We start from the raw sequence: 18,267 nt of genomic DNA on the forward strand, positions 1-18,267 counted from the left end.
AGCGGAGGGGAATATGGCGGTATGTCCGAAGGTAACTCCCCTGGCCCGGCACAGCACGCAGGGGCCCGGTGGAGTGCGCGCACTCCACCGGGCCCCTGCGAGAACGTATGCCGCGCGGTCGCGCGACCTGGTTCAGCCGCCGAACTCCTGCAGGCCCTTCTGCGCCTGGTCCAGCAGGGCCTGCCGGCCCTCCAGCTCCCGCGTCAGCTTGTCCGCCCTGGCGTTGTTGCCCGCCGCGCGTGCCGTGTCGATCTGCCCGCGCAGCTTGTCGACGGCTGCCTGGAGCTGCCCCGTCAGCCCGGCCGCACGCGCCCGCGCCTCCGGGTTCGTACGGCGCCACTCGGTCTCCTCGGACTCCTGCAGCGCGCGCTCGACGGCCTGCATCCGGCCCTCGACCTTGGGACGCGAATCCCTCGGCACATGGCCGATGGCCTCCCAGCGCTCGTTGATCGCCCGGAACGTGGCCCGCGCCGACTTCAGGTCCCCGACGGGCACCAGGCGCTCGGCCTCCGCCGCCAGTTCCTCCTTGAGCTTCAGGTTGTCCGACTGCTCGGCGTCCCGCTCGGCGAACACCTCACCCCGCGCGGCGAAGAAGACGTCCTGGGCGCCGCGGAAGCGGTTCCACAGGTCGTCCTCGGCCTCGCGCTGCGCACGGCCGGCCGCCTTCCACGCCGTCATCAGGTCGCGGTAACGGGCCGACGTGGTACCCCAGTCGGTGGACCCGGAGAGCGACTCGGCCTCGGTGACCAGCGCTTCCTTGGTCGTGCGGGCCTCCTCGCGCTGCGCGTCGAGAGCCGCGAAGTGCGCCTTGCGGCGCTTGGAGAACGCGGAGCGGGCGTGCGAGAAGCGGTGCCACAGCTCGTCGTCGGACTTGCGGTCGAGCCTCGGCAGGCCCTTCCACGTGTCCACGAGGGCCCGCAGCCGCTCGCCCGCCGACCGCCACTGGTCGCTCGCCGCCAGCTCCTCGGCCTCGGTGACCAGCGCCTCCTTGGAATGGCGCGCCTCGTCCGTCTGCTTCGCGCGGTGCGCCTTGCGCTCCTCGCGGCGGGCGTCGACCGTCGCCACGAGCGCGTCGAGGCGCTTGCGCAGTGCGTCGAGGTCGCCGACGGCATGGTGTTCGTCGACCTGCCCCCGCAGATGGTCGATGGCCGCCACCGCGTCCTTCGCGGACAGGTCGGTCGTCTTCACCCGGCGCTCGAGGAGGCCGATCTCGACGACCAGACCCTCGTACTTGCGCTCGAAGTAGGCCAGGGCCTCCCCGGGCGATCCCGCCTGCCAGGACCCGACGACCACTTCACCCTCGGCCGTACGCACGTACACGGTGCCCGTCTCGTCGACACGGCCCCACGGGTCGCTGCTCACAGCGCCTCCTCCAGCTGATGCCCAGGGGGCTCCAGCCCCCTGGCATCGTCCACGGTTCCTGGGGCGGGCAGCGCCCACCCTGCATAACGCCCAACATAGGCGAACGGCTGCCCGGCTGTCCGCACTCCGGGCGGCCGAAATTCATTGGCCGATACAGCGGGTCACTGCTTGTCGACCGTGGCCTTCTGTACAGTCACCGCTTCCTTGGGGGCGCCGTCCGTCACCGGCGTCTTCGTGGTGCTCCCGGACACGCCCGCCTTGGCCACCGCCTGCACGGCCTTCAGCCCGGCGGCGTCCATCGTGCCGAACGGCGTGTAGGAGGGCGGGAGCTTCGAGTCCTTGTAGACCAGGAAGAACTGGCTGCCACCGGTGTGCGGCTGCCCGGTGTTCGCCATCGCCACCGTGCCCGCCTTGTACGTGACGGAGCCGTCGGCGCCCGCCTTGCCCAGCGACGTCAGGTTCTCGTCGGGGATCGTGTAGCCGGGGCCGCCCGTGCCGTCGCCCTTCGGGTCGCCGCACTGGAGCACGTAGATGCCACTCGTGGTCAGCCGGTGGCACTTGGTGTTGTCGAAGAACTTCTTGTCCGCGAGGGACTTGAAGGAGTTGACCGTGTGCGGGGTCTTCGCCGCGTCCATGGCGATGGCGACGGTGCCCCGGTTCGTCGTGAGGCTCATCGTGTACTTCGCGGTCTTGTCGATGGTCATCTTCGGCTCCGGCGGGGCGGAGGCCGACGCGGAAGGCGAGGGCGCCGCCGCCGGGGACGCCGCGGCGTCGGCCTTCTTCCCGCCGCCGTTACCGCCCATCACGGCGAAAGCGGTACTGCCGCCGCCGATCACCACCACGGCCGCCACCACCGAGGCGATGATGATGTTGCGGCGCTTGGCGCGGTTGCGGGCCTCCACCCGGCGCCGCTGCTGCCGTTCGAACTTCTCCCTGGCAAGCTGCCGCCGCCGCTGGTCGTTGTTGGCCACCGGGTCTACTCCCTAGATCGCGGATCTCGTGTCCGTCCGGCAAGACTGACCCCGTACGCTATATGGGTTCGCTGTGGAAAACGCAGTCCCGGTACGCTCTGTGCACTGCCTGTGATCTGCCGCGACGTCTGCCCGTGACCTGCCTCCGCCACGGGGCGTCCGCCGGCCCGACCGACATGAAGGACGATCGTGCTCATTGCCGGGTTCCCCGCCGGGGCCTGGGGGACCAACTGTTACCTGGTCGCCCCCGCCGCCGGCGAGGAGTGCGTGATCATCGACCCTGGCCACCAGGCCGCAGAGGGCGTGGCCGAGACGGTCGCGAAGCACCGCCTCAAGCCCGTCGCCGTGATCCTCACCCACGGCCACATCGACCATGTCGCCTCGGTGGTGCCGGTGTGCGGTGCGCACGGTGTGCCCGCCTGGATCCACCCCGCCGACCGGTACATGATGAGCGACCCCGAGAAGGGGCTCGGCCGCTCGATCGGCGCCCCACTGATGGGCGAACTGACCGTGGGCGAGCCCGACGACGTCCGGGTGCTGTCCGACGGGGCGGCGCTGTCCTTGGCGGGGCTCGACCTGAGCGTCGCGCACGCGCCCGGCCATACCAAGGGGTCGGTGACCTTCGGGCTGCCCGGAGCGAGCGACGGCGACATCCCGCCGCTCCTCTTCTCCGGCGACCTGCTGTTCGCCGGCTCCGTCGGACGTACCGACCTGCCGGGCGGGGACACCGCCGAGCTGCTCGACTCGCTGGGCCGTGTGTGCCTGCCGCTCGACGACTCGACCGTGGTGCTCTCGGGCCACGGCCCCCAGACGACCATCGGCCAGGAGCGCGCCACCAACCCCCACCTGCGCCAGGCGGCCACCGCCCGCGCGGACGGGGCCGGTACCGGCGCGCCACGACGAGGAATGTGAACGCAGCGATCTTCATGAGTACCTTCCAGGCCCCCAAGGGCACCTACGACCTGATCCCGCCCGTCTCCGCGACGTATCTGGCGGTGCGCGAGGCCCTCGCCGAACCGCTCAGGCGCTCCGGGTACGGCTATGTCGAGACGCCCGGTTTCGAGAACGTCGAACTGTTCGCGCGCGGTGTCGGCGAGTCCACCGACATCGTCACCAAGGAGATGTACGCCTTCGAGACGAAGGGCGGCGACCGGCTCGCGCTACGCCCCGAGGGCACCGCTTCGGTGCTGCGCGCCGCGCTGGAGGCCAACCTGCACAAGGCCGGCAACCTCCCGGTCAAGCTCTGGTACTCGGGCTCGTACTACCGCTACGAACGCCCCCAGAAGGGCCGCTACCGGCACTTCTCGCAGGTCGGCGCCGAGGCGATCGGTGCCGAGGACCCGGCTCTCGACGCCGAGCTGATCGTGCTGGCCGACCAGGCCTACCGCTCGCTCGGGCTGCGCGGCTTCCGCATCCTGCTCAACTCGCTCGGCGACCGCGAGTGCCGCCCCGTCTACCGCGAGGCGCTCCAGGACTTCCTGCGGGGGCTCGACCTGGACGAGGAGACCCGGCGCCGCATCGAGATCAACCCGCTGCGGGTCCTCGACGACAAGCGCCGGGACGTGCAGCAGCAGCTGACCGGCGCCCCGCTGCTGCGCGACTACCTGTGCGACGCGTGCCGCGCCTACCACGACGAGGTCCGCGCGCTGCTGAGCGCGCAGGGCGTCGCCTTCGAGGACGATCCGCGGCTCGTGCGCGGCCTCGACTACTACACCCGCACCACCTTCGAGTTCGTGCACGACGGCCTCGGCTCGCAGTCCGCCGTCGGCGGCGGCGGGCGCTACGACGGCCTGTCCGAGATGATCGGCGGCCCCGCGCTGCCGTCCGTCGGCTGGGCGCTCGGCGTGGACCGCACGGTCCTGGCGCTGGAGGCCGAGGGCGTCACCCTCGAACTCCCGTCCGCCACCAGTGTGTTCGCCGTGCCGCTGGGCGACGAGGCCCGCAAGGCCCTGTTCTCCGTGGTCACCGAGCTGCGGCGGGCGGGCGTCGCCGCGGACTTCGCGTACGGCCGCAAGGGCATCAAGGGCGCCATGCGCAGTGCCGACCGGTCGGGAGCGCGCTACACCCTCGTCGTCGGCGAACGCGACCTCGCCGAGGGTGTCGCGCAGCTCAAGGACATGGAGAGCGGCGACCAGCACGCGGTGGCGCTCGACGCCGTCGTCGACAAGCTGCGGGCGCTGCTCGGCCGGCACTGAGCGCGGCGGGGTGAGGGCCGGTCCCGGGGCCGGCCCTTATCCCCGCCGAACGGTGCGGGGCAACGCTGGTGCGGCACAATAGCGGTGCCCACAACGCCTTCCTAGCGACCGGACAGGGATATGACGACCACGCTGGACAGCGTCTCCTCACGCGGGGAGACGAAACGGCTCGGCGGTGCGCCGATCGCCGGCAGCCGTGCTTTCGGAGTGCTTCTCATGCTCACCGGGGCGGCGGGGCTGCTCGCCGCCTGGGTGATCACCCTGGACGAGTTCAAGCTGCTGAAGAACCCGAACTTCGTGCCCGGCTGCAGCCTCAACCCGGTCGTGTCCTGCGGCAGTGTGATGAAGAGCGACCAGGCTCATGTCTTCGGGTTCTCCAACCCGATGCTGGGCCTTGTCACCTACCCGGTCGTCATGGGCATCGGTCTCGCGATCCTGGCGGGCGCCAGGCACCAGCGCTGGTACTGGCTGGGGCTCCAGGCGGGCACCCTGTTCGGTGTCGGTTTCGTCACCTGGCTCCAGTTCGAGTCGCTGTACCGCATCCACGCGCTGTGCCTGTGGTGCTCGCTGGCATGGGTCGGCACCGTGATCATGTTCTGGTACACGCTGTCGCACAACGTGCGGAGCGGTGTGATTCCCGCGCCGCGCTGGCTGCGCTCCTTCTTCGCCGACTTCACCTGGATCCTGCCGACCCTGCACCTCGCGATCATCGGCATGCTGATCCTCACCAACTGGTGGAGCTTCTGGACCAGCTGATCCGTCCCGGCTGCCGGGCGCCGCGGTGTCGGTGGGCGCCGCGGTGTCAGTGGGCTGGCTTAGGCTTTCAGGCGTGGAGCCCGACCTCTTTACCGCAGCGGCGGAAGACCGCCAGGAGAAAGATCCTTCCAGCAGTCCCCTGGCGGTCCGGATGCGTCCGCGCGTCCTGGACGAGGTGGTCGGCCAGCAGCACCTGCTGCGGCCCGGTTCGCCCCTGCGGCGCCTGGTCGGCGAGGGGAGCGGCCCGGCCGGGCCGTCCTCGGTGATCCTCTGGGGCCCGCCCGGCACCGGCAAGACGACCCTCGCGTACGTGGTCTCCAAGGCGACCGACAAGCGCTTCGTGGAGCTCTCCGCCATCACGGCGGGCGTCAAGGAGGTCAGGGCCGTCATCGACGGCGCCCGCCGGGCCTCCGGCGGGTACGGCAGGGAGACCGTCCTCTTCCTCGACGAGATCCACCGCTTCAGCAAGGCGCAGCAGGACTCGCTGCTGCCCGCCGTGGAGAACCGGTGGGTGACCCTGATCGCGGCCACCACCGAGAACCCGTACTTCTCGATCATCTCCCCGCTGCTGTCCCGGTCCCTGCTGCTCACGCTGGAGCCCCTCACCGACGAGGACGTACGGGCCCTGCTGCGCCGCGCCCTGTCCGAGGAGCGCGGGCTCGGCGGCGCGGTCGGGCTGCCCGAGGACACCGAGTCGCACCTGCTGCGCATCGCGGGCGGGGACGCCAGGCGGGCACTCACCGCCCTGGAGGCGTCGGCGGGCGCCGCGATCGACAAGGGCGAACAGGAGGTCTCGCTCGCGACGCTGGAGGAGACCGTCGACCGCGCGGCCGTCTCCTACGACCGGGACGGCGACCAGCACTACGACGTGGCGAGCGCCCTGATCAAGTCCATCAGGGGCTCCGACGTGGACGCGGCCCTGCACTACCTGGCCCGGATGATCGACGCGGGTGAGGATCCCCGGTTCATCGCACGCCGCCTGATGATCTCGGCGAGCGAGGACATCGGCCTGGCCGACCCGGCGGCGCTCCCGCTCGCGGTCGCCGCCGCGCAGGCGGTGGCGATGATCGGCTTCCCCGAGGCCGCGCTGACACTCAGCCACGCGACGATCGCACTGGCGCTCGCCCCGAAGTCCAACGCGGCGACACTCGCGATCGGGGCCGCGCTTCAGGACGTGAAGAAGGGCGTGGCCGGCCAGGTGCCCCCGCATCTGCGGGACGGGCACTACCAGGGCGCGGCCAAGCTGGGGCACGCCCAGGGCTATGTGTATCCGCATGACGTGCCGGGCGCGATCGCCGCTCAGCAGTACCTGCCGGAGGGCGTGAAGGACCGCAGGTACTACACGCCGACGCGGTACGGCGCCGAGGGGCGGTACGCGGACGTCGTGGAGAAGGTGCGCGAGCGGCTGCGCGGCGACACCTCCTGATCGCACCGGCAGCTCGTTTCCGGGAGCGAGCACAGGGGCGGGTCACACCGGTCCCGCGCACCGGCCTTCCCCACCAGGCGCGCGCGTGACGGGCGGCCGGCCGCCGTGCTCGCCGCGCGGGCGGGCCCCTCAGCCCGCCGCGGCCTCGAAGAGGGTGTGCATGGCGCGGCGCAGGCCCCCGACGTCCGCGACGGGTTCCGGCAAGTCGAAGCGCGCGTCGAAGGTCTGCACCCCGACGAACCGCACCCGCAGCCCGAACCGGTCGAGCGCGAGCGGCACCGCGACGGCCCCCGCGGCGGACCCGGCGCCGGTGTGTTCGCCCAGCAGGCCGCGCAGCAGCTGGACCTCGGAGCCGTGCGCGGCGGCGAGGTGCTGGAGCAGTTCGGCCTCGTGCGCGGACAGCGGGTCGGGGCGGGCGGCGGCGAAGTCCTCCGGCTCCACGCGTTCGGCGCCCCACAGGTCGTCGAGCGAGAGTTCGCCGGTCTCCAGGCGCAGCGTCGCGGTGCCGGGACCGGTGTCGCGGGGTACGCGGGTCAGCCGGCCGGACACCCAGGTCCGGCCGCGGACGCGGTGGGGGACGGCGACGGGCGCGACATCGGTGACCTCCAGCACGGCGCTGAGTTCGTCGTCGTGCGCGTGGGCCGCGGCCCGTACGGCGGGGGAGTGCTCGGGGAAGGTCAGCAGCACCTCGCCGTCCCTGCCCACGGTCCGCTCGTCGGGGGTCAGGGCGTACGGCGGGGCCTGTTCGAGACCGGGAATGAGCAGTACCGATGAGCATGTACTCTGTACGAGAGTTCGTGTGCGCTCGGCTGCTGACGGCAACCGGGCGATCCCCAGCCCGTTGTCGTGACTGTGTCCGCTGGTCGGTTCACGGTCCTGACAGGGACGCGGCTGACCATGAGCTGATCGGACCTCCGTCGATTCGGTGCCCCGCCTTTTGTCGGGGCCGTCTGTGATGCGCGTGGTGTTCCCAGGGCGAGACATGCGATCTCCTTTAGTAAGGTGAGCCTAACCTAACCTACACGGAGGTCTGGAGAACGTGCCTAACCAGTCGCGTCCCAAGGTCAAGAAGTCGCGCGCGCTCGGTATCGCGCTGACGCCGAAGGCCGTCAAGTACTTCGAAGCCCGCCCCTACCCGCCGGGCGAGCACGGCCGCGGCCGCAAGCAGAACAGTGACTACAAGGTCCGTCTGCTGGAGAAGCAGCGCCTGCGTGCGCAGTACGACATCAGCGAGCGCCAGATGGCCCGCGCCTACGACCGTGCCCGCAAGGCCGGCGGCAAGACCGGTGAGGCCCTGGTCATCGAGCTGGAGCGCCGCCTGGACGCGCTGATCCTGCGCTCCGGCATCGCCCGCACCATCTACCAGGCCCGCCAGATGGTCGTCCACGGCCACATCGAGGTCAACGGCCAGAAGGTCGACAAGCCGTCCTTCCGTGTCCGTCCCGACGACGTCGTGATGGTCCGCGAGCGCAGCCGCACCAAGGTCCCCTTCCAGGTGGCCCGCGAGGGTGGCAACGACACGGACGGCGAGACGCCGCGCTACCTGCAGGTCAACCTGAAGGCCCTGGCGTTCCGCCTGGACCGCGACCCGCAGCGCAAGGAAGTCCCGGTCATCTGCGACGAGCAGCTCGTCGTCGAGTACTACGCCCGCTGATCCGGACGCGGTACTCGCGCCCAGCGCGCCTCAAGGCCCGCCTGTCCCCGCCCTCGTGGCGTGGACGGGCGGGCCTTCGCCGTACGGGCGGGCGGTGCGCACCGCGCCGATCAGCGCCGGCAGGCTGCCGGCGTCACCTCAGCGCTCCCGCGCCGCCGCCGGCTCGCCGCGTGATCCGGCGGGCGCGCCGCCCCCGGCCGCGGAGCCTCCCGGACCCCGGAGCACCCGGCCCACCGCCTCCGCCTCCGTCAGCCCACGGCCCCGCTCCACGCACGCCGTGTACCGCGCCCGGCCCAGCACCCCGACGGCCCGCCGCTCGCACAGCACGTGCGGCGCCCCGAAGTGGCGCGAACCGAACAGCGGGGGCCCCACCGAGTCCCAGATCCTGAGCGCGGCCCCGTGCAGCACCGCGCCCTCCTGCGGGTCGCCCTCGCTCGTCGCCACCAGCGCCACCAGTTCCAGCGCCAGCACCAGACCCACCAGGTCGTGGAAGGTGTGGCTGATGGTGACGCACTCGGCCAGCAGTTCCCGCGCCGCGGCGTTGCGGCCGTGCTCCCACTGCGCGTACGCCAGCACGTACAGGGCGTACGAGCGTGCCCAGCGCTCCCCGCTGTCCCGGCACACCTCCAGCAGCCGCTCGCACTGGGCCACCGCGCGCTCCCGCTCGCCCTGGAACGCCAGCGCCATCGCCAACTCGGCCCGCGCGACCAGGACGTTGCTGTTCAGCTCGCCCAGCTCGCGGTACACGGACAGGGCCACCTCCAGCAGGTCCTGAGCACGGGGCATGTCGTCACCCAGCAGCGCCACGCACCCCAGCCGGTGCACGGCGTAGGCGTACGCCAGCCGGTCGTCCGTGGACAGTGCCTCCTCGCGGCACCCGGACAGTGCGCGCAGGGCCGTCGCCGTGTCGCCCTGCAGCACGGACACGTACCCCTGCACCCACAGCGCCTTGAGACGGGCGCCGTCGCCCCGTGGCGACGGGCGGGCCAGGGCGCGGTCCAGCCAGTACCGGCCCTCGGCGAGCCGGCCGCAGCCGGCCCAGTAGAACCACAGGGTCCCGGCCAGGTGCTGCCCGAGGCGGGTGCCGTCCGGTGAGCGCAGGCACAGCTCCAGCGCGGCGCGCAGGTTCGCCATCGCGCTCCCGGTGCCCGCGGCGACCTCCGCCTGCCGGGGTCCGTACCAGTCGAGCTCGTACCAGGTGGCGAGCCCCACGTACCAGTCGCGGTGCAGCGCGCGCAGCCGTTCGGTGTCCCCGACCTCGTCCAGCCACCGCGCGCCGTACGCGCGCACGCTCCCCAGCATCCGGTACCGACTGCCCGCCGGTGTCTCTTCCCTGACCAGCAGTGACTGGTCGATCAGCGAACCCAGTACGTCGAGTACGCGCTCGGCGGGCAGGTCGGGGCCGCCGCACACGTACTCGGCCGCGTCCAGGTCGAAGGGGCCGCAGAAGACCGACAGGCGGGCCCACAGCAGCCGTTCGGCCGGGGTGCACAGCTCGTGGCTCCAGCCCACGGCCGTACGCAGGGCCCGGTGCCGGGGCAACGCGCCCCTGGCGCCGTCGGTCAGCAGCCGGAAGCGGTCGTCCAGCCGCGCGACGATCCCCTCCGGCGACAGCGCGGGCAGCCGGCCGGCGGCCAGTTCGAGCGCCAGCGGGATGCCGTCGAGCCGCGCGCACAGTTCGGTGACCGCCGCCCGCTCACCGCCCTCGGGGGCGAAGCCCGGCAGCCGCGCGGCACCCCGGGCCAGGAACAGTTCCTCCGCGTCCGCCGCAGGCAGTGGTGCGAGCGGCACTGTACGTTCGCCCTCGACACCCAGCGGCCTGCGGCCCGTCGCGAGGATCCGCAGACCCGGGGCCCGGCGCAGCAGATCGGACACGGCCGCGCCGCACGTCTCGACCAGGTGCTCGAAACCGTCGAGGACGAGCAGCAGCCGGCGCTGCCGCAGGAACTCCCTGAGCACCTCGCGGGGCGGGCGCGGGCTCTGGTCCGTCAGCCGGAGCGCCTGCGCGAGCGCGTGGTCGAGCAGGTCCGGGGTGTGCAGCGGCGCGAGCTCCACCAGCCGCACCCCGTCGCCGTAGCGTTCGTGCCCGGCGCTCGAACGCGCCACGGCGGCCGCGGCCCGCAGCGCGAACCGGGTCTTCCCGACGCCCCCGGCCCCCACCACCGTGACGAGGCGGTCCCCGCCGGCCGTCAGCCGCTCCACGAGTTCCGCCAGTTCGTCGCCGCGGCCGACGAAGGAGGACAGCTCCGCGGGAAGACCGCCCGCTTCGGGCCCCTCGGGAGGGGCGGGGACGAAAGCCGCGCCGGATGTGCCGTGCATGGGACACAGAGGGTACCGAGGCGACCCCGCTGCGTACAACCGCCCTGACAGCGGCCTCGCCGGCCGCCCTTTATCCGGTTCGGGCCGGGGGTGGTGGCGCGATAAGGTCGGAGGACGACTCTTCGGACCCCGTCGGGTGTCCGTGACCAAGCAGGAAGCGGTGCGGTGTGACCGGTGGAGAGGTGGCCGGGATCCTGGTGGCCGTGTTCTGGGCGATCCTCGTGTCGTTCCTCGCCGTGGTGTTGGTGAGGCTCGCGCAGACGCTCAAGGCGACCACCAAGCTCGTGGCGGACGTGACGGAACAGGCGGTGCCGCTGCTCGCGGACGCCTCGGCGACGGTGCGCAGCGCGCAGACGCAGCTGGAGCGCGTCGACTCCATCGCGTCCGACGTCCAGGAAGTCACCTCCAACGCCTCCGCGCTCTCCTCCACGGTGGCCTCCACGTTCGGCGGCCCGCTGGTCAAGGTCGCCGCGTTCGGCTACGGCGTGCGCCAGGCGATGTCCCGCCGCGGCGCCGGGGCCGTACCGGAACCAGAGCGCCGCCGCGTGGTCGTCGGACGCACCGTTCCCGCCGCACGCAGGAAGAAGAAGGGCTGACGCAGCGATGTTCCGCCGTACGTTCTGGTTCACCGCGGGCGCAGCGGCCGGCGTGTGGGCCACCGCCAAGGTCAACCAGAAGATCAAGCAACTCACGCCCGAGAGCCTCGCGGCGCAGGCGGCCGGCAAGGCGGTCGAGGCCGGCCACCGGTTGAAGGGCTTCGCCGTCGACGTCAGGACCGGCATGGTCCGCCGGGAGGCCGAACTCGGCGAGGCGCTCGGCATCGAGGCGCCCTCCGAACGCGCGCTCCCCCCGGCCGGACCCCGTCCGATCACGGCGCCCGGCAGGCCGGGCGGACGCGGCGCGCCCCCGCGGGCCGGCCGCCGCCCCGGGCCCCACCACACCTCCAACGAATCCAACCGGAATGAGGACCACTGATGGAGTCGGCTGAAATTCGCCGCCGCTGGCTGAGCTTCTTCGAGGAGCGCGGGCACACCGTCGTCCCTTCGGCGTCGCTCATCGCGGACGACCCGACTCTGCTCCTGGTCCCCGCGGGCATGGTCCCCTTCAAGCCGTACTTCCTGGGTGAGGTCAAGCCGCCCTTCGCCCGCGCCACGAGCGTGCAGAAGTGCGTGCGTACGCCGGACATCGAAGAGGTCGGCAAGACCACCCGGCACGGCACCTTCTTCCAGATGTGCGGCAACTTCTCCTTCGGTGACTACTTCAAGGAAGGCGCCGCGAAGCTCGCCTGGGAGCTGCTCACCACGTCGCAGGACGACGGCGGTTACGGGCTGGACCCCGACCGGCTGTGGATCACGGTCTACGAGGAGGACGACGAGGCCGAGCGCATCTGGCGCGAGGTCGTCGGCTTCCCCGCCGAACGCATCCAGCGCCTCGGCAAGAAGGACAACTACTGGTCCATGGGCGTGCCGGGACCGTGCGGCCCCTGCTCCGAGATCTTCTACGACCGCGGCCCCGAGCTCGGCGTGGAGGGCGGCCCCGCCGTCAACGACGAGCGGTACGTGGAGATCTGGAACCTGGTCTTCATGCAGTACATCCGCGGCGAGGGCATCGGCAAGGACGACTTCGAGATCCTCGGCGACCTGCCGCAGCAGAACATCGACACGGGCCTCGGCCTCGAACGCCTCGCGATGATCCTGCAGGGCGTGCCGAACATGTACGAGATCGACACGTCGATGGCCGTCATCGAGAAGGCCACCGAGCTGACCGGCGTCCGGTACGGCGCCGACCACACCTCGGACGTGTCGCTGCGCGTGGTGACCGACCACATGCGGACGTCCGTGATGCTCATCGGCGACGGTGTCAGCCCCGGCAACGAGGGCCGCGGCTACGTGCTGCGCCGCATCATGCGCCGCGCCATCCGCAACATGCGCCTGCTGGGCGCCACCGGTCCCGTGGTCGAGGAACTCGTCGACACCGTCATCGAGACGATGGGGCAGCAGTACCCGGAGCTGGAGAGCGACCGCAAGCGCATCGAGACGGTGGCCCTCGCCGAGGAGGCCGCCTTCCTCAAGACGCTGAAGGCCGGCACCAACATCCTCGACACCGCTGTCACCGACACCAGGACCGCCGGTGCCTCGGTCCTCTCCGGCGACAAGGCGTTCCTGCTCCACGACACCTGGGGCTTCCCGATCGACCTCACCCTGGAGATGGCCGCCGAGCAGGGCCTGTCCGTGGACGAGGACGGCTTCCGCCGCCTGATGAAGGAGCAGCGGGAGCGCGCCAAGGCCGACGCCCGCGCCAAGAAGTCCGGCCACGCCGACATGTCCGCGTACCGCGAGGTGGCCGACGCCCACGGCGTCACCCGGTTCACCGGCTACGGCCTCACCGAGGGCGAGTCCACGATCGTGGGCCTGCTCGTGGACGGCGTCTCCTCGCCCGCCGCCTCCGAGGGCGACGACGTCGAGATCGTGCTCGACCGCACACCGTTCTACGCCGAGGGCGGTGGCCAGCTCGCCGACCAGGGCCGCATCAAGCTCGACACCGGCGCCGTGGTGCAGGTGCGCGACGTGCAGCAGCCCGTGCCAGGCGTGTACGTGCACAAGGGCAGTGTGCAGGTCGGCGAAGTGACCGTGGGAGCCTCCGCGTTCGCCGCCATCGACACGCACAGGCGCCGGGCCATCGCCCGCGCCCACAGCGCCACGCACCTCACGCACCAGGCGCTGCGCGACGCCCTCGGCCCGACGGCCGCCCAGGCCGGCTCCGAGAACAGCCCCGGCCGCTTCCGCTTCGACTTCGGTTCGCCCGCCGCCGTACCCGGCACGGTCCTCACCGACGTCGAGCAGAAGATCAACGAGGTGCTCGCCCGCGACCTGGACGTCCAGGCCGAGGTGATGGGCATCGACGAGGCCAAGAAGCAGGGCGCCATCGCCGAGTTCGGCGAGAAGTACGGCGAGCGGGTGCGCGTCGTGACGATCGGCGACTACTCGAAGGAGCTGTGCGGCGGCACGCACGTGCACAACACCGCCCAGCTCGGCCTCGTGAAGCTGCTGGGCGAGTCGTCCATCGGTTCCGGGGTGCGCCGCATCGAGGCCCTCGTCGGCGTCGACGCCTACAGCTTCCTGGCCAAGGAGCACACGGTCGTCGCCCAGCTCCAGGAACTGCTGAAGGGCGCCCGCCCGGACGAACTGCCCGAGCGTGTCTCCGGCATGCTCGGCAGGCTGAAGGACGCCGAGAAGGAGATCGAGAAGTTCCGGGCCGAGAAGGTCCTCGCCGCCGCGGGCGGGCTCGTCGACGGCGCCAAGGACGTCCACGGCACGGCCCTGGTCACCGGGCAGGTCCCGGACGGCACGAGCGCCGACGACCTGCGCCGCCTCGTCCTCGACGTACGCGGCCGCATCCCGGCCTCCCGGCCGGCCGTCGTCGCCCTGTTCACCACGGCGAACGGCCGCCCGCTGACGGTCATCGCCACCAACGAGAGTGCCCGCGAGCGTGGCCTGAAGGCCGGCGAGCTGGTCCGTACGGCCGCCAAGACCCTCGGCGGCGGAGGCGGCGGCAAGCCGGACGTCGCCCAGGGCGGCGGGCAGAACGTCGAGGCGATCGGGGACGCCATGGCGGCCGTCGAGCGTCTGGTCGCCGAGACCTCGTGAGGCGCGGCCGCCGTCTCGCGATCGACGTCGGGGACGCCCGGATCGGGGTCGCGTCCTGCGACCCCGACGGGATCCTCGCGACGCCGGTGGAGACCGTGCCGGGACGTGACGTCCCGGCCGCCCACCGGCGGTTGCGGGCGCTCGTCGAGGAGTACGAGCCGCTGGAGGTGCTGGTCGGCCTGCCGCGCTCCCTGGGGGGCGGTGAGGGCCCGGCCGCGGTCAAGGTGCGTGCCTTCGCCGCCGAGGTGGCGCGCGGTATCGCGCCCGTACCCGTACGCCTGGTCGACGAACGTATGTCCACCGTCACGGCGGCCGGGGGCCTGCGGGCCTCCGGTGTGACCTCGCGCAAGGGCCGCTCCGTCATCGACCAGGCGGCCGCGGTCGTCATCCTGCAAAGCGCGTTGGAGACGGAGCGCACCGCGGGCGGGGCCCCGGGCGAGGCCGTCGAAGTGGTCATCTGATCGCGGTACGGTAACGTTCCGCGCGATGCGGCGGCGTTCGAACAGCAGCCGCACAACGAAGAGGCGATGCGGCCGGCGCAGTCCGCGCACGACGGCCGCCCCTCGCGGCCTTTTGGGGATCGATGACCGACTATGGCCGGGGCTCCGGCTCCGAACCGTGGCACCCCGAGGATCCCCTGTACGGGGACCAGGGGTGGGGGGCGCAGCAGGCCGGTGACGGCCAGGCGGCCCAGGACGGCGCGCCGCAACAGCAGTACGGGCAGCAGGGCCAGCCGCAGGAGCCGTACGGGGCGGGCCAGGACCCGTACCAGCAGCAGTACCAGCAGCAGGGATACGACGGCGGGCAGGGCGCCCAGCAGGGGTACGGCGGCGAGCAGTACCCCCAGCAGCAGGGATACGACGGCGGACAGTACCCGCAGCAGCACTACCCGGAGCAGTCGTACCCGCAGCAGGGCTATCCCGGCCGGCAGTACCCGCAGCAGTACCAGCAGCAGCCCGGACACCCCGGCCAGCAGCCCCAGGTCCCCCAGCAGTACGACGGCTCCGGTCAGGGCTACGCGTCCGGCTACGAGCAGCAGCAGCCGCCGGGGCAGCACCCTCAGCAGGGGTACGCGCAGGACCCCGGCTACCCCGGGCAGGGCCAGGACCCCTACCAGCAGGGCCGGCCGCAGCAGCAGCCGCAGTACGACCCGAACTACGGCGGCGGCTGGGACACGGGGCAGCAGCAGCCCGTCAACTACCAGCAGCCCGCCGGCTACGACGGGCAGAGCCCCGTCCCCGACGACGCGAACGGGGGCGGCCCCGGGGCAGGCGCGCCGGGCGACGGCTACGGCACCCCGTACCCGCAGGCCGGGTACGCGCAGGCCCCCGGCGCGCCCGCCGAATCCCGCCCCGCCCCGGCGCCCGCCCCCCAAAGGCCCCGCGCCGCCCAGCAGCCCCCGGCGGCCCAGCAGGAGCCGGAACGCTCAGAGTGGGACGAGGAGCCGCCGGAGGAGACGCATCCCTTCTTCACCGGTGCGGACACGCCCCTGCCGGGCCGGGACCGCACGGCGCGCGGCGCGGGCGACCTGTCGGGCGACGACGATGACGACGACGAGTACGACGACCGGGACACCGGCGACGGCCCCGGCGGCAAGAGCAAGAAGCGCAAGGGCCGCAGCGGGGTGGCCTGCCTGGTCGTCACCGTGGTGCTGATCGGTGGCGTCGGCGGCCTCGGATACTTCGGCTACACCTTCTACCAGCACAGATTCGGCCCCCCACCGGACTACACGGGCGCCGGCACGTCGACGGTTCAGGTCACCGTCCCGGACGGGGCGAACGGATCGGACATCGCGACGCTGCTGATGAAGAGCGGAGTGGTCAAGAGTCCCGCCGCGTTCGTCGACGCGCAGAACCACAACCCCAAGGGCAACACCATCCAGGCCGGCGTCTACACGCTGAAGCGGCAGATGTCGGGCGCGAACGCCGTGGCGCTGATGCTGAGCCCGAAGAGCCGCAACGCGCTGATCATCCCCGAGGGCACCCGCGACGCCACCATCTACAAGGCGATCGACAAGCAGCTGAAGCTGAAGGCGGGCACGACCAGATCCGTCGCCTTCGCGCAGGCGAAGAAGCTCGGCATGCCCGCCTGGGCCGACGACAGCAAGAACATCAAGGACCCGCTCGAAGGCTTCCTCTTCCCCGCGAGCTACCCGGTCGCGGCGAACTCGAAGCCCGAGGACGTCCTGAAGGGCATGGTCGCCCGTGCGAACGCCGAGTACGACAAGTACGGGCTGGAGGCCAAGGCGAAGTCGGTGGGGCTCGACAACCCGTGGCAGCTGCTCACCGTCGCGAGCATGGTGCAGGCCGAGGGCAAGACCCCCGACGACTTCCGCAAGATGGCGGAGGTCATCTACAACCGGCTCAAGCCGACCAACCAGCAGACGAACCAGAAGCTCCAGTTCGACTCGACGTACAACTACCTCAAGGGCCAGAGCCACATCGACATCACCGAGGCCGAGGTCCTCGGCAACCACGACCCGTACAACACGTACACGCAGCGGGGCCTGCCGCCCGGGCCCATCGGCAACCCCGGCGAGGACGCCCTCGCGGGGGCGATCGCCCCGACGCACGACGGCTGGCTGTACTTCGTGGCGACCGACGGCGACAACAAGACGGAATTCGCCAAGACGAACGCCGAGTTCCAGCAGCTCAAGACGAAGTTCAACGACAAGCAGAAGGGTCTGGGCGGATGACACGGCAGGACGGGACCCTGTACGCGCCGCACTTCGCGGGTGTCCTCGGCTCACCGATCGGCCACTCCCTCTCCCCGGTGCTGCACCGTGCCGCGTACGCGGAACTCGGCCTCACCGAGTGGCGCTACGAGAGCCACGAGGTGGACGAGGCCGCGCTGCCCGGCTTCTTCGCGCGTCTGCCCGACGCGGCGCGGGACGCGGGGTGGGCCGGCTTCTCGCTGACCATGCCGCTGAAGCGCGCGGTCATCCCCCTGCTCGACGAGATCAGTGACACGGCCGCCTCGGTGGAGGCCGTCAACACGGTGACGTTCGGTCCCAAGCTCTCCCCGAAGGGCGACAACACCGATATTCCCGGCATGGTGGCGGCCCTCGCGGAGCGGGGGGTGGACTCCGTCGAGTCGGCGGCCGTCCTCGGCGCGGGTGCCACCGCCTCGTCCGCGCTGGCCGCACTGGCGAGCGTGTGCGCGGGACCGGTCACCGCGTACGTGCGCGGCGAGGCCCGCGCGGCCGAGATGCGCGGCTGGGGCGAGCGGCTCGGGGTGGACGTCCGCACGGCCCCGTGGGCCAAAGCCGCCGACGCGTTCGACGCGCAGCTGGTGATCGCGACGACGCCCGCAGGGGCGACGGACGAGCTGGCGCAGCGGGTGCCCCCCGGCCCCGGCGTGCTGTTCGACGTCCTCTACGACCCCTGGCCGACGCGCCTCGCGGCGGCCTGGTCGGCGCGGGGCGGGCAGGTGGTCTCCGGGCTCGACCTGCTGGTGCACCAGGCCGTCCTGCAGGTCCGGCTGATGACGGGACTGCCCGAGGCGCCGCTGGCGGCGATGCGGGCGGCGGGTGAGCGGGCCCTCGCGGCCCGGGGGGTGTAAGCCCGCGGGCGAGGCCTTCGGCGGCGCCGGGCGCGGCCCGCGGCCGGGTCCGGGCGCGCCGGCACGGCCGGGGTGCGGCGGGACGCAGCGCGCGTACGGTCGGGCGCCGCGGCAGCGCGCGTACGGCCAGGGTTCCGTAAGACACAGCGCGCGTACGGCCGGGGTTCCGTAGGACGCAGCGCGCGTACGGCCGGGGGCCGCGGCAGCGCGCGTACGGCCGGGGTTCCGTAGGACACAGCGCGCGTACGGTCCGGCCCGGCCGCCGGACCCCCGCGGGTGGCCGGTCCCGGTCCGGTACGACGATCGCAGGAGTCGTCCGTCCTGTGGACCGGCGGCCGGGGCTCCACCCCGGGCGTGGGAGGATCGGGACACGGCG

At 72.2% G+C, this 18,267-nt stretch carries 15 protein-coding genes; 11 read left to right on the forward strand and 4 right to left on the reverse strand.

Annotation, left to right across the window (positions count from 1 at the left end):
* Positions 1 to 132: 132 nt before the first annotated feature.
* Both OG310_RS28870 and OG310_RS28875 read right to left on the reverse strand, forming a co-directional pair.
* Entirely contained in the window at positions 133 to 1,362 is a 1,230-nt protein-coding gene (locus tag OG310_RS28870; protein WP_329458772.1) for a DUF349 domain-containing protein, read from the reverse strand.
* Between the two features lie 161 nt (positions 1,363 to 1,523).
* A complete protein-coding gene (locus OG310_RS28875; protein ID WP_329458773.1) occupies positions 1,524 to 2,333 on the reverse strand; it encodes a peptidylprolyl isomerase in 810 nt (269 codons plus the stop codon).
* 189 nt (positions 2,334 to 2,522) lie between these two features.
* Between OG310_RS28875 and OG310_RS28880 the strand changes: the two genes are divergently transcribed.
* From OG310_RS28880 to OG310_RS28895, 4 genes are all read left to right on the forward strand, one after another.
* Positions 2,523 to 3,245: an MBL fold metallo-hydrolase gene (locus OG310_RS28880; RefSeq protein WP_329458774.1), complete on the forward strand. Its 723-nt coding sequence runs from the start codon at positions 2,523 to 2,525 to the stop codon at positions 3,243 to 3,245.
* Between the two features lie 14 nt (positions 3,246 to 3,259).
* The gene (gene hisS, locus OG310_RS28885; protein ID WP_329460445.1) at positions 3,260 to 4,528 is read left to right on the forward strand and encodes a histidine--tRNA ligase; all 1,269 of its coding nucleotides are present in this window, start codon (positions 3,260 to 3,262) and stop codon (positions 4,526 to 4,528) included.
* A 120-nt stretch (positions 4,529 to 4,648) separates the two neighbouring features.
* Entirely contained in the window at positions 4,649 to 5,284 is a 636-nt protein-coding gene (locus OG310_RS28890) for a vitamin K epoxide reductase family protein (RefSeq protein WP_329458775.1), read from the forward strand.
* 73 nt (positions 5,285 to 5,357) lie between these two features.
* Entirely contained in the window at positions 5,358 to 6,710 is a 1,353-nt protein-coding gene (locus tag OG310_RS28895; RefSeq protein WP_329458776.1) for a replication-associated recombination protein A, read from the forward strand.
* Positions 6,711 to 6,839: 129 nt separating this feature from the next.
* Here OG310_RS28895 and OG310_RS28900 read toward each other — a convergent pair whose 3' ends face one another.
* Entirely contained in the window at positions 6,840 to 7,532 is a 693-nt protein-coding gene (locus OG310_RS28900; RefSeq protein ID WP_329458777.1) for a DUF2470 domain-containing protein, read from the reverse strand.
* A gap of 217 nt (positions 7,533 to 7,749) precedes the next feature.
* Here OG310_RS28900 and rpsD point away from each other — a divergent pair, with 217 nt between their 5' ends.
* On the forward strand, positions 7,750 to 8,364 hold the full coding sequence (gene rpsD / locus OG310_RS28905; RefSeq protein WP_329458778.1) for a 30S ribosomal protein S4: 615 nt from the start codon (positions 7,750 to 7,752) through the stop codon (positions 8,362 to 8,364).
* 138 nt (positions 8,365 to 8,502) lie between these two features.
* On the opposite strand, the gene OG310_RS28910 is transcribed toward rpsD, so the two are convergent.
* On the reverse strand, positions 8,503 to 10,683 hold the full coding sequence (locus OG310_RS28910; protein ID WP_329458779.1) for an ATP-binding protein: 2,181 nt from the start codon (positions 10,681 to 10,683) through the stop codon (positions 8,503 to 8,505).
* A gap of 167 nt (positions 10,684 to 10,850) precedes the next feature.
* On the opposite strand from OG310_RS28910, the gene OG310_RS28915 reads away from it, so the two are divergent.
* The 6 genes from OG310_RS28915 to OG310_RS28940 all read left to right on the forward strand — a co-directional run bounded on the left by OG310_RS28915 (position 10,851) and on the right by OG310_RS28940 (position 17,891).
* A complete protein-coding gene (locus OG310_RS28915; protein WP_329458780.1) occupies positions 10,851 to 11,279 on the forward strand; it encodes a DUF948 domain-containing protein in 429 nt (142 codons plus the stop codon).
* Positions 11,280 to 11,286: 7 nt separating this feature from the next.
* Positions 11,287 to 11,658, forward strand: coding sequence for a hypothetical protein (locus OG310_RS28920; protein WP_329458781.1), 372 nt, complete (start codon positions 11,287 to 11,289; stop codon positions 11,656 to 11,658).
* Entirely contained in the window at positions 11,658 to 14,330 is a 2,673-nt protein-coding gene (alaS, locus tag OG310_RS28925; RefSeq protein ID WP_329458782.1) for an alanine--tRNA ligase, read from the forward strand. Before OG310_RS28920 ends, alaS begins: the two co-directional genes overlap by 1 nt.
* Entirely contained in the window at positions 14,327 to 14,791 is a 465-nt protein-coding gene (gene ruvX, locus OG310_RS28930) for a Holliday junction resolvase RuvX (protein ID WP_329458783.1), read from the forward strand. The genes alaS and ruvX overlap by 4 nt, the downstream gene beginning before the upstream one ends.
* Before the next feature lie 122 nt (positions 14,792 to 14,913).
* Entirely contained in the window at positions 14,914 to 17,025 is a 2,112-nt protein-coding gene (mltG, locus tag OG310_RS28935) for an endolytic transglycosylase MltG (RefSeq protein WP_329458784.1), read from the forward strand.
* Positions 17,022 to 17,891, forward strand: a complete 870-nt coding sequence (locus OG310_RS28940) for a shikimate dehydrogenase (RefSeq protein WP_329458785.1) — start codon at positions 17,022 to 17,024, stop codon at positions 17,889 to 17,891. The genes mltG and OG310_RS28940 overlap by 4 nt, the downstream gene beginning before the upstream one ends.
* The last annotated feature ends 376 nt before the right edge of the window (positions 17,892 to 18,267 follow it).

It is taken from the genome of Streptomyces sp. NBC_01497 (assembly GCF_036250695.1).
GTDB lineage: Bacteria > Actinomycetota > Actinomycetes > Streptomycetales > Streptomycetaceae > Streptomyces.